Source organism: Algoriphagus boritolerans DSM 17298 = JCM 18970 (assembly GCF_900108085.1).
In the GTDB taxonomy this organism is placed as follows: Bacteria; Bacteroidota; Bacteroidia; order Cytophagales; family Cyclobacteriaceae; genus Algoriphagus; species Algoriphagus boritolerans.
Genome location: NZ_FNVR01000008.1, coordinates 150879 through 163906, shown reverse-complemented (window position 1 = coordinate 163906; position 13028 = coordinate 150879). Strand labels below are relative to the sequence as shown.

General features: G+C 45.1%; 5 protein-coding genes. 2 read left to right on the top strand and 3 right to left on the bottom strand.

The window, feature by feature from the left end; translation table 11 throughout:
* Positions 1-1460: MBG domain-containing protein (locus tag C4S61_RS09865; RefSeq protein ID WP_146064374.1), on the top strand; the 1460-nt coding region annotated here is incomplete at its 5' end.
* Between the two features lie 86 nt (positions 1461-1546).
* Positions 1547-2512: a PorP/SprF family type IX secretion system membrane protein gene (locus tag C4S61_RS09860; protein WP_200820561.1), complete on the top strand. Its 966-nt coding sequence runs from the start codon at positions 1547-1549 to the stop codon at positions 2510-2512.
* A 63-nt stretch (positions 2513-2575) separates the two neighbouring features.
* Here the strand turns inward: C4S61_RS09860 and C4S61_RS09855 are convergent, their stop codons facing one another.
* Genes C4S61_RS09855 through C4S61_RS09845 form a run of 3 tightly spaced genes read right to left on the bottom strand, consistent with a single transcriptional unit; the run spans position 2576 to position 12662 of the window.
* Complete coding sequence (locus tag C4S61_RS09855) at positions 2576-3001, bottom strand: response regulator (protein ID WP_103924629.1); 426 nt, start codon at positions 2999-3001, stop codon at positions 2576-2578.
* A 6-nt stretch (positions 3002-3007) separates the two neighbouring features.
* Positions 3008-7015 carry a CheR family methyltransferase gene (locus C4S61_RS09850; protein ID WP_103924628.1) on the bottom strand — a complete coding sequence of 1336 codons (4008 nt, stop codon included), beginning with the start codon at positions 7013-7015 and terminating at the stop codon, positions 3008-3010.
* Positions 7005-12662: a PAS domain S-box protein gene (locus C4S61_RS09845; protein WP_103924627.1), complete on the bottom strand. Its 5658-nt coding sequence runs from the start codon at positions 12660-12662 to the stop codon at positions 7005-7007. The genes C4S61_RS09850 and C4S61_RS09845 overlap by 11 nt, the downstream gene beginning before the upstream one ends.
* Positions 12663-13028: the final 366 nt, after the last annotated feature.

The following is a 13028-nucleotide window of genomic DNA, read 5'->3' as shown; positions in this document are numbered from 1 at the left end:
TCAGCTACAGCGGATTAGTTAACGGAGACACGAAAGTGACCACCGAACCAAGCATCGCAACGACCGCTACCCTAAACTCAGGAGTTGGAGTTTACTCAATCACCTTGGAAGGCGGTTCGGATGACAACTATACGATCACTTTGGTAAATGGCACACTGACCATCGGCAAAAGGGATCTGACCATCACAGCTGAAGACAAGCAGAAAGTTTACGGTGAAGCGAATCCAGCCTTGACCTTCACTTACACTGGCCTAGTCAATGACGATGAGAAAGTAGCGGACGAACCAAGCATCAGTACGACTGCGACTGTGAACTCATTTGTAGGAACGTACCCAATCGCCTTGACCGGTGGTGAAGATCAGAACTACGCCATCACGCTGGTGAACGGCACGCTGACGATAACCAAGGCAACGCTGAAAATCCAGGCGATTGCTCAAAGCAAAATCTTTGGTTCAAGCGACCCAGTGCTGACCTTTATCGCCACAGGCTTTAAAAGCACGGATAATATGAGTTCGATTTCAGGAAAGCTGGACAGAACACCGGGCGAGCAGGTGGATGTTTACACCATCGGTTTGGGTACGCTAACGGCTACCAACAACTATCTAATCGAGTTCACCTCAGCTCAATTCGAGATTATCCCGGCCCAGCTGATTGCAATCTCCGATCCGAACCCGATCACGACTCCTTGGTCGGTTAGCCCGAATTTGCCAACAAGCCTAAGTGCAGTAACAGCAGACGGGCAGGTGCTGACATTGACGGTAACCTGGAATCAGGCACCGCTCAACCTGTACAAGCGTGGATCCTACTTCTTGACAGGAACCGTCACTTTGCCAAGTGGCATCTTGAATCCGGAGAACCTAAATTCTACCCTGGAGGTCGGCGTTTTGGCGAAGCCGGCACCGCAGGATGTGATCTTGAGCAACAATGACTTTGATCCGGATCCAAAGAATTACTTCCAGGTGATTGGCAACTTCACGGTGATCGATCCGATAGACAAGGAGCATACCATCACCTTGGTACCGGGAGCAGGAGATAACCAATATTTTGAAGTCAAAGAAGACATTCTGTTCTGGAGCAGTGCTGAGGAAGTATCCGGCAAGACCCAGTTTACGGTAGTCATTCGGGTGACAGATCGAGACGGTAATGTGATCGAAAAATCCTTCACAATCAACAGAGGGCGAACTGACATTACCGAATTGGAAATATTCAACAGCTTCACGCCGAATGGCGACGGCATCAATGATACCTGGGGAGTGCCGGATCTGCGCTACTTCCGAGGCGTGCGGGTACAGGTCTTTGACCGCAACGGAGAGCGACTCTTCTACACCGAGGATGCGGATACCCGTTGGGACGGAACTTACAAGGGCAAGGAGATGCCGGTAAGTACATATTTCTGGGTGGTAGAGGTGATCGAAACCGGAAATGTGCGAAGAGGAATACTGACTATTCTTAAAAATTAAATCCAAAGGGGGATCGGGCAGCATAGAATGCCCGGTTCCACTTTACACGCTAAGAATCTTCCAAGAACAGACTAACCATGCTAACCATGCGAAACTTCAACTATATTCCGCTCTTTGCTTTTTTACTGCTGTCAGGGCTTACTGCCCAAGCCCAGACCCGCAAGAACATCTCCCAGTTTTCCCACTTTCAGAGCTACTTCAATCCTGGTTTGACGGGCTACGAAGGCTCGACGGTTCGGGGCTTTGTCCGGAACCAATGGGCGGGATTCGAGGGAGCACCACAAACCTTCTTCTTCAGCACCGAGATAGACTTTGGGGAAATCGCCGGAGAAGCAGATCCTGCTTTGATGGGCAAGAATGCGATCTCGGTCAACCTGCTTCACGATACCTATGGTGCCTTTCGGGACAATGAAATAATGATCAGTTACGCAAGCCGTGTGAGATTGACAGAAAATCATAATCTTAGATTAGGAGTTGGAGTGAACTATCAGACGGTGCGATTGGATGGGAATGCGATGACCACCGAAGAGCAGAACGACCCGACGATGGGACAGTATTTTGGATCGTTCTCAGACATGCAGTTTCTGGATGCCAATATCGGCATCGCGCTGACACACCGGCAATACTACGTGTCTTATGCCATCCACCGGATCAACGGGGGCAGGGCGAGCAGTGGAGACAACTTTATGGAAGGCTACCCGGCAGAGCAGTTTGTGCAGGCAGGCTTTCGGGAGGCCTTGACACCGAACTTGGCGATCATCACGAATGCCTTCTTCCGAAGTCGCAGGGACCTGCCCAATGTGATCGAGATGAATTTCAAAGCCTTGCTGATGGACAAAGTCTGGGTAGGTGCAGGGCACCGGATCGACTATGCGAGCAACTTGCAGGCAGGGTTCTTAACCAAACGGATGCGAGTCGGCTACCTGTACGAGTTCCCGATGGGCAGAAGCTACCTGCTGCCGGGCAGCACGCATGAGTTCACGGTGGTACTGAACCTGTTCAGGGACAATGTCAAGAACAAATTCGCCAAGGACGAGGTGCTGATGTGGTAAAGAACTAAACAGGCAAAAGAGAAAAAGGGTAGGAGCGATCTTTCCCTTTTTTTAGGGCACTAATCAAACTGCCAACTTGGATAACTGCAACCAGAATTCTTCAATTTTTAGAATTGCTTGAAGAAATTCCTCCATATCCAGCGGCTTTTTCACATAGCTGTTGCTGTGGTTCTCATAGGCCAGGTTGATGTCTTTTTGGCTGGAGGAAGTGGTCAGCATGATCACCGGTATTTTTTTTAGCGAATCGGTTGTTTTGATTTGTCTCAATACTTCATGCCCGTTGTATATCGGAATATTGATATCCAGAAGAATCAGATCCGGTTTCTCGACTTCTGCATACTCGCCTCTCTGAAACAAAAAATCCAAAGCCTCCTGACCATTTTTGACCACACTGATATCGGTTTTGATTTTGCTTTCTTCGAAGGCATCAAGTGTCAGGATGATATCTCCTTCATTATCCTCTACCAAAAGTATGTGTGCGGGTTTCATAGTGAGTTAGGGGTTTCGGTGTTTGATCTCAAATATAAAGGTAGAACCGGTTTGTCCATCTGATTCGACCCAAATTCGTCCTCCATGTAATTCCACAATTTTTTTACAAACCGAAAGCCCAATTCCATTGCTGTCAGTATGCTGGCCGAGGGTTTTGAAGATTTTGAATATTTCGTCCTGATGATGTTTGGCAATGCCGATTCCATTGTCACTGACACTGAACGCTGTGAAATCGAGGGTGGACTTGCAGGAGATTTTTATCTTCGGGTTTTGTTCACTTCTGTATTTCAGTGAGTTGCTGATCAGATTGGTGAGCAGTCGCTTGAATAAAATGGGATAGACCTCAATCTCCGCAATGTCTAATTCAAGAGTGATTTTACCCTTGAGCAGGATGAGTTCCTGTTCGAATTGTTGGATCACCTCAGTGCATATTCTTTCCAGAGGGACGATTTGCTGTTCCTCCTGCAATTTACCGGATCGGGAATATTCCAGCAGATTTTCGATCAGGCGCCCCAATTCTTTCGAGGAGGAGCGAATGACTTCAAAATAATGATCCCGCTTTTCCTGATCCAACCGGTCACCTTTCTTCATTATCAGGTCGAGCAGCCCACTGATATTTCGCACAGGTGCTTTTAGATCGTGTGATGCCACATAAGCAAATTCTTCCAGAGACTTATTGACTTCTTCCAGCTTCCGGTTTTGTTCTTTGATCTTTTGATTCAACTTGTATATGTGCTCTTCCTGCTCTTTCTGATTGGTGATGTCGTTTTGTATGGAGAAGAAACCGATCAATTCTTCATTTTTGTCAAACATGGGTTCAGTCTGGATTCTGACCATGTATTTGTTGCCCGATTTGGTGTAGTTGATCATTTCCACTTCACTGGTGGATCTGTTTTTGATCGCCTGAGCCATTCGTTCTATCATTTCCTTGGGACTTTCTTCACCCTGCAAAAGATGGCCTGGTTTTTTGCCCAACACTTCCTCCTCCCTATAGCCTGACATATTTTCAAAGGCCTCATTGACAAAAGTGATTTTACCTGCTGTGTCCGTAATAATCACCGCGTTACTTGTCTGCTCGGCGATCAGGGCAAGCTTTCGCATCTCTACATCGTGGAGCATGCGTTGATGGATATCACGGGTAGTGATAAGGATATTTCCCGGTTCTCCGGTCGATAGTTTCAGAGGCTTCAGGTTGGATTCCATCCAGCGGAGGATCCCATTCCAGGTTTTAAACTTAAACTGAATCAAACTTGGTGTTTTCCCTTCCAAGATAACCTCCATGGCTTTTTGCCAACGTTTCTTATGCCCAGGGTCCGGTATTCGATCCAGCAGATTCATTTCCATCATTTTTTCGGACGGGAAACCGGTGATTTCTGAGCCTGAAGGGGAGCAATACTTCAACTTGCCGTTCAGATCTATGATTGTGATCATGTCCCGGGAGTTATTGGCAATAAATTCGAAAAGTTCACTCTGTTGATCATGCTTGTTGTGGAGCTCAGAAAGTGCCTTGTCTGACATCTCCAATGCCCGCTCCATCCTGCTGGTGTGCGCCATATCGATGAAGACCAAGACGACACCCTGAATTTCATTTTTTTGAGTTTTGAAAGGGGAAATTTTCAGCAGGTATTCTTCCCCCCGACTGTCTGTAAGTTGGGTTTCGAAGGGGATTAATTTCTCAAATACAGTCTCGATGTGCTCAATGAAGTTGTCCAGCTGGACTTTGCCTCGAAAATGGCTGATGTTTCGACCGACGTCATGGGGGAGGAGATCCAGTATTTTCTTAATGGCGGGAGTAAATCTTCGGATGTTGAGGTTGGCATCCAGGAATAGCAGGGCAATCTCGGTACTCTGAATGAGATTGTTGAGGTCATTGTTTGACTCAGAGAGTTCTACTATTTTTTGCTGAAATTCTGCATTGACAGTATAGAGTTCTTCATTGACAGATTCCAATTCTTCATTGGAACTTTGGAGTTCCTCATTGGCGGCCTGCAATTCTTCATTGCTGGATTCCAGTTCTTCAATGGTGGTTTGGAGGTTCTCCCGGTTGATCCGCAGTTCCCGCTCCAGGATATTGATTTTTTCTTTGGAAGCGGCACTCATGTCGATTTCTTCCGAAGGGGAGTAATCCGAGGGTTTGGTTTCCGGTTCAAAAGTGGCAATCAACTGAAACGACCCCTCAATCAGTTGGGTCCTTCGGATGAGAATGCGAAGGAATTTTTGCCCTTCATAAAAGAATTTTAGCGGCCCGGCGATTTCGATTTGGTTGACCCGAACAGGATTGCCGGTATCCAACACCTTATTGGCCCCTACTTCAAAAGGTAAGGCTAAGGATTCAGGAAGCATTTTCAGGACATTGGTGCTGATTTCCCCCGGGGGTAAAGTGAGCCAGCGGTGTGCATTGCCTGTGGTATGCAGAAGATTGAAATTCTCGTCTGTAACCAAGGAATCCGGTACATATTCCTGAATTAAGGCATTTTGGATCTCGGCAAGCAGTCTGTTTTTGGTGGAATTGGAAGTGGTGCCGAATCCCGTAGCAATAGGATTTTCGATAAATTCGGTTGCAGAGAGTGATTTTTTACCCGAAAACCGAAGTTGTTGAATCATTTTTTTGTTTTGCTTATTGGCAAAAACCTTATTCTTTTTGTCGATTTCGAGAAAGTCATCGCTGGCATCTCCAAGTGACTCACTGGATCCCAGAAAAAGAAAGCCATTAGTTCTCAACGAATATTGGAACAGTGAAAACAGGCGCTGTTGCAAATTGGAATTCAAATAAATCAGGAAATTCCTGCAACTGATCAGGTCAATTTTGTTGAAGGGGGGATCTTGAACCACATTGTGAACCGAGAAAATGATCATTTCCCTGATCTCCTTTGAGATTGTGAATCCTTTCCGTTGAGGAATGAAATACAGGTGAAGGTATTCGGGGGGGATTTCCGAAGAAATATTTTCCGGGAATATCCGGTTTGCGGCCAGTTTGATTGACTCTTTGTCCAAGTCTGTCGCAAAAATGCTGACCTCATACTGTAGTTTATGAATGCGGAGGTAATCCCGGATCAGAATCGCAATGGAATAAGCTTCCTCACCGGTGGAGCAAGCCGGCACCCAAACTCGCATGGACTTGGTCTCCTGATTTTCGGCAATCAATTTCGGGATTACGGAGTTTTTGAGGTATTCAAATGCTTCCTCATCCCTGAAAAACCGGGTTACTCCTATCAATAATTCTTTGGATAAGAGCTGAGCCTCATCTCGGTGTACTTTGAGAAAATCCAAATATTCGGCCATTTCAGAATAGCCCAAAAGGCTCATTCTGCGTGCAATCCTTCGGGAAACCGTGGTGTATTTGTAATCGGTAAAGTCCACCGCAAGCTGCTGGTAGACTGTGCCAAGAATGGAGGCGATGACTGTTTTGGAGTCTTTCGAATCCAGTTTTTGTCGGTCCAATTCGACGGTGTTAGAAAAGAATGACTCCAATTCCTGGTGCATTTGTTCGACCGCACAGACTTTATCCACCGCGCCGGTGAGGATGGCACTTTTTGGCATTCCGTCAAATTTTGATGATTCCGGATTTTGGGCGATCACGAGCCCGCCCTTTTCTTTGATGAATTTGATGCCTTCAGAGCCATCGCTTCCGGTTCCCGACAGGATGATGGCACAGGCTTTTTCATGCCCTTGTTCCGCCAGTGAATTGAAAAATGTACTGATCGGGAAGCTCAGTTTTCGATCTTCCTTCTCACTCAGGACAAATCTACCCTCATGGAGTTCGACAAATTTCTTTGGGGGATTGAGGTAGATGTTGCCCCGTTCCAAAGGCATATTGTGCTGGATGATCTGAATGGGGAGCTTGGTATGTCGTGCCAGCAGCTCATCCATCAGGCTTTTGTGGTTGGGCGCCAGATGCTGAATCAGGACATAGGCGAAATCAGCAGTAGGTTTTGCAAATTCGAAGAACAACTCCAAAGGCTCAAGACCTCCGGCGGAGGCACCAATACCGATGATCGGAAAATTATAGGTCATTTGATACAGGTGTTTTGGGTAGGGTAAAATAGAAATTAGAACCTTCACCGATGGTAGATTCCAGCCATACTTTTCCTCCCCATGATTCGACTTGCTTTTTGACAATGGACAGTCCGATACCACTTCCACTGTATTGATCACGGTTGTGTAATCGTTGGAAAATGACAAAGATTTTGTCAAAGAATTCCGGTGCTATCCCAATTCCGTTGTCCCGAACTGTAAACACCCATTCGCTTGGGTTCTCCACTACATCCAGTTCAATTCGGGGCGAAATACCATCTCTGGAATATTTGATCGCATTGTCCAGCAGGCAATGGATTACTTGTGTAATCGGAGCTCTGTATCCGGCAATAATTGGAAGTTTTGAATAAATGAATTCAGCCGATTTTTCTTGGATTATTTTCTTTCTGAGAGATTTGTAATCATTCAGGATAATCGAAAGGTCAACCTTTCCCAGAATTTCCTCATATTTTCCGGCACGGGAATACTCGAGCAGATCCAATATGATCTGCTTCATCCGCTTTGCCCCATCCGTAGCGAAATGGATGTATTTATGCGCTTTATCGTCCAGCTGTCCTTCATACTTTCGCCTAAGCTGATCCAAGAAGCTGGAGATCATCCTCAAGGGCTCCTGCAAGTCATGGGAGGCGATAAAGGCAAATTGCTCCAGCTGTTCATTGGTTAGTTCGAGCTCGTGCGCATGTTTTTTGAGTGATTCGTTGAGTTCCAACAATTCCACTTCATGCCGCTTCCGATCCGAAATATCGGTCATCGCACCTACCATGCGGATGGCTTTTCCATCCTGATTTCGAATGATGATTCCTTTGTCTACGACATGCCCTGTTTCACCAGTTTGCTTTAAGATTCGGTATTCCATCTCCCAGCGAGAGACCAGGGGATCATTGATCGCCAGTTGAATACTTTGTTGGATTATGGGGAGATCGTCCGGATGAAATCGATCGGTCCAAAATTCATCCTCATTCAGAGATTTGTGTGTGTTTTCACCGAAGAATTTGTCTATGCCATTGCTTCTTAGAAAAGTTTGATTTTCTATGTCCCAATCCCAAATCGCATCATTGGTAGCTTCGGTGGCTTTTTCAAAGCGTTCGTTGGCCTTGCGAAGGGTTTCTTCGCTTCGTTTTCGCTCCGAAATGTCCCTGAAGAAAATCGAAAGCCCATTGGGTGAGGGATAAATATGGTTTTCAAACCACAAATCGTAAGGTTTATAGTGTTCTTCTACATGCACATACTGCTGGGTTGCCATTGCTTTTTCATAAGCCAGATGAAAGGGCTGGTTGAGACCCTCGGGAAATTCCGTCCAGATATGCTTGCCAATCATTTGCTCCGGATCCCGATTGAAAATCTCTCCGGCTTTTTTATTCATATGGGTATAGCACCAGTTTGCATCAAGTGCCACGAATGCTTCGGTAATTCGTTCGAGGATGGTATTTTTTTCTTCAAAAGCATCTAATAGGCGCTTATCTGCCTCTTTCCTCAATGAAATGTCCCTGAAAAAGACGGTGATTCCTTCCTCGGAAGGGTAGGCATTGACTTCCAGCCAGATGCCATCATAATAGTCCTCAAAAGTTATGGACTGTCCGGATTCCAGGACCTTGTGGTAATGGGTATACGAAGGAAGCGAAACTGCATCCGGGAAAACCCCCCATAGATTTTTTCCGATCAACTCTTCCCTTTTTACTCCTATTATTTCCTCTGCGGCTCTATTCCAATAGGAAACAATAAAGTTTCGGTCCATGGTGAAGAATGCATCTGCAATACTTTCGATGATGTTGTTTTTTTCCAAAAAGGCTTTTTCGAGTTGTTCTGCAGCCTGTTTCCGTTCGTCAATATTTTTAAAATAGGCTGAGACTCCTCCATTGGAAGGGTAGGCGTTGAGCTCATACCAACTGCCATCGCCCGGAAATAAGTATTCGAAGGACTCCGGTAGTCCCGTCTGAGACACCCGATAATAAATTTCCTGAAGAGGAGTACCAATGGCGGCAGGAAACAGTTCCCAAATGCTTTTGCCGAGCACTTCATCCGCTTTTTTAAGAAGTAGGTTCTCCGCCTCTTTGTTGAAATAGGTGAAGTTCCAATCTTTATCCACTGCATAGAAAGCATCCGAGATACTTTCCAGAATCTCGCTGAGTTGAAGTTGCAGGGATTTGGTCGTGTTGATATCCTGGAAGCTTCCGAAGATTTTGACACATTTGCCTCGGGCCCATTCCCCTCTTCCGATGCAGCGAATCCATCGGTCATCCCCATGGGCGGTGGTAATGTGGAGTTCTTCGTCAAATTCCTTTCCTTCCCTGATTAATAAATCAACTGCATTTTGGATTCGGATCTTACTTTCCGCGGTATAAAATTCAAAGCCTCCGGTGAGGGTAGGATTATAGTCGTCGTCGACACCGAGGATTTGTCGGGTCATGGAAGACCAAAACATCGCATCCCCGGTTTGATTTACCAGGTCTAGCTCCCAACTGCCAATTTGTGCCATGGCGGAGGCTTGATTCAACAATTCCTCATTTTTTCTCTCCTCTGTGTTATCCAGAATCAAGGAATTGAACACTACGGTTCCATCCGTGAGGTATTCCGGAGAACCGTGACCGATATGGAATCGGATTTCGCCGTTTGGCATCATGTACCTCCAAGAGGAAGTCCATTTCGTTTTATTTTTAACAGATTCAATGATACTTGACTGGACAGATTCAAAATCACCCCCGGCCTTGATTCCATTCCAGATGAGATTATTGTCAGTAATGGACTCCTCTGCGGTGTATCCCCAGATTTCTTTGGCCCCACGACTGACATATTTCATGGCATCTGTACCATCAGGATTGATCAAATACCTAAATACTACGCCCGGTAAATTGTCAGCCAGCGATTGGAGCCTGTTTTCAGCTTCCTTTCTTTGATGAATGTCTTGGAAGCTACCAAAAACCCGGATGCATTTCCCATTGATTATTTCGGCACTTCCAATGACTTTGACCCATTGTTCATGTTTTTTTGCTGTTACTATTACTGCTTCAAAGTCAAAGGGTGTACCCCGGGAGATGCAGGCGCTTACACTTTCTTGAACTAGCTTACGGAAATCTTCCCGGTAAAAATTAATGCCTGTTTCCAGGTCAGGGAAAAATAATTCGGGATCTGTTTCATGTAATTTATGGACCATATCCGACCAAAACAGTTTCTGTTCGATCAGGTCGATTTCCCAGCTTCCGATTCTTGCCAGGGTGGTGGATTGAGTTATGAGCTGACTTAGTTTTTTCTCTTTGGTGATGTCTTTTGCCGAAGCGTAGATCAGGCCAGCTTGGACTTCGGAATTGCAGGTCCAACTTAGCCAGACGATCTCACCTTTTTTGGTGATGTACCGGTTTTCGAATTTGAAGGTAGTCTCTCCCTCGCCCAGTTTCATCACTTCTTTGGTGGAGATGTCTTTGTCCTCCGGATGTACAAATTCATCAAAGGAATGATAGACTAGTTCTTCCTCGCTGTATCCCAGGAGCTTACAGCCGGCGGTATTCATTTTGAGAAATCTGCCCTGAAAATCTGCCAGGCAAATGATATCCGGAATCGCTTCAAATAAATTTTGAAGGTTGGTTTCCAATGACTTTCGATTGATTTCTGATCCTATAAAGGTCTCCAATCGCTGGAAAAGCCTGACATAGCGATCCATGCTCTGAGGATCTTTGGAACTCCCAAAAACCAGTACGCCCACAAGGGATTCGTTAAACAAAAGAGGCAGTCCCAAAAAGGATTTTAAGCCTGCTTGCCGTGCGGCTTTAATTCGGGGTACAATTTCAGAATTGTCAGTGGAGTTTAAGAGTAGCGGTTGTTTGGTTTCCCATACTATTCCGGGTACCCCCTCCCCGTATTTAAAGCTTCGGTATGCCAAGGTGTGGCCATAAAAATCAGCCGCTTGTGGCGAATTGGTGCTGTAACTCAATAACTGGATGTTGGTGTTTTCCAGATTGGGAGTCCAAATCTCCACAAAATCAAAATCACCAAAGTCTGCAAACGTCTCGCAAACTCTCTTGCTAGCCTCTGTTAGCTTTTTTTCTTCATTGAAGATCAAACTGATTTGACTCAATAAATCCTGCTCCAGTTCCCGATTTTTCTTGTCAGTAACATCCCGCTCTATGGCGATCCAGTGCGTAAACCAACCTTTCTCATCGGCTACAGGGGTCACTGAAAAATTAATCCAGAATTCCTCTCCGTTTTTTTTATAGTTGAGGGTGGTGATTTCGCAGGGTTCCCAATTGCGCATGGCCTTGCTGAGTTTTGCCAATTCGTCTTTGTCTGACTTGGGGCCTTGTAGGATTCGGGGAGTTTTGCCGATCACCTCTTCTGCAGTATATCCGGTCATTTTCGTAAATGCCTCATTTACGAAGACAATGCGTGGGCCGGGCTGATCAAAGGGCTCTGCCTCAGTGATCAGGATGGCGTCAGACGTGTGGGTGACGACACTTTCCAGCAGTTTGAGCCGATGTTCTTCAGCTTTCCGGTAAGAAATATCCTCACAGATCGCAACAGTTCGGATGGGTTTCCCGAGTTCGTCTTTAATAAAAGCCATATGAATTCGAACCCATACCAAAGAGCCATCCTTCTTTATGTAGCGTTTTTCATTTCGGTATTCTCCTTCGCCTCTGAGCGCTTGGCTGAATAATTCCCAATCTCTTTCCCGGTCATCGGGGTGGGTGAGTTCCACAAAATTCATCTGCAGAAGTTCCTCCGTGCTATAGCCGGTGATGGTCTCATAGAATGAGTTGACCAAAATTATTTTGCCCTTGGTGGGGTCAACTTGGGCAATCCCCAAAGAGGCGATCTCGAAAATAGTTCTGAACTTGGCTTCACTTTCGATGAGCTGTTTACTCATCCTGTTTAGTTGGAGTTCGGATTCTTTTTGGATCGTGATATCCTGAACAGTGCCTTCAAAAATCCGGGGATTTCCTCCTTCTGATGTTTTCACCCTTCCAAGTACGTGGACCCAGCGGATATTGTGGTCGGGTAAGATGATCCGATGGATTATATCCACATCTTTTCTTCCAAAAAGTACCTCCCTATCTTCCAGATTGAATGCATGATGTTCATCTGCAGGGATGGTTTTGAGCAGATTCTCAAAATTTATTTCAAAACTTTCTTTTTGTCTTCCCCATATTTTGTAGACTTCATCGGTCCATGTAATGGCGTGAGATTCTAAATCAAATCTCCAATAACCTAATTTAGCAATGGATGAGGCCGCTCTGAGCCGCTCTTCGGATTCTTTGATGGCCGTTGCCTGCTTTTCTTCCTCTGTGATATCCTGACAAACTACTACGACACATTTTTTGCTCTGAAAATCAACCCGATGTCCATTGATTTTCATCCTGATTTTTTCACCGGTCTTTTTCTGATGGGTAAATACCCCGAAATATATATTTCCGAATTTGGAATCAATATCACTGTGTGCGGCGACCAATTTTGGGATCTCTTCCTTGGGCCGGAGGTCTTTGATGGTCAGTTTTAAAAATTCATCCCGGGAATAGCCATAGTGCTGAATCGCTGATTCATTCACATCCAGGATTTCGAAAGAACTTACATCATACACCCATTTGGGAAATGGGCTTAAGTAAAAAAGGCTACTGTAATCGGTAGGGCTTGATTCCATAGGATTAATCAATTGGCTCTTAACAGCTGTTTACCAGTTGATGTTACTCAAAATATGCGTGACTCGAGAATGTTTGTACTTTTTGAAGTTTAACCAACAGTCCTTACTGAAGATTAATATAGTTACAAAATATTGAATTCGAAATCCGATTTAAACCTGTTTTAAGCGGTGCTTGATATACGAAGGATTTAATTTCAGAATAAAGGACTTTATAAAGTTGATTATTTTTCTTGGCTGAGTACAATTTAGTGGGCTACTATAAAGAATATTGCAATGAATTGTAAAAGAAAAGTTGTTTAAAAAGTTATAGTGTGAATGGTGTTTTCGGGATCTTATTTCTAAACTTATTTGTCCGTTAAATTACAT

What these genes read in the sequence shown, in the direction of transcription:
- C4S61_RS09860 (WP_200820561.1), top strand. Translation starts at nt 1,547, where the DNA reads ATGCGAAACTTCAACTATATTCCGCTCTTTGCTTTTTTACTGCTGTCA.
- C4S61_RS09850 (WP_103924628.1), bottom strand. Translation starts at nt 7,015, where the DNA reads ATGACCTATAATTTTCCGATCATCGGTATTGGTGCCTCCGCCGGAGGT.
- C4S61_RS09855 (WP_103924629.1), bottom strand. Translation starts at nt 3,001, where the DNA reads ATGAAACCCGCACACATACTTTTGGTAGAGGATAATGAAGGAGATATC.
- C4S61_RS09845 (WP_103924627.1), bottom strand. Translation starts at nt 12,662, where the DNA reads ATGGAATCAAGCCCTACCGATTACAGTAGCCTTTTTTACTTAAGCCCA.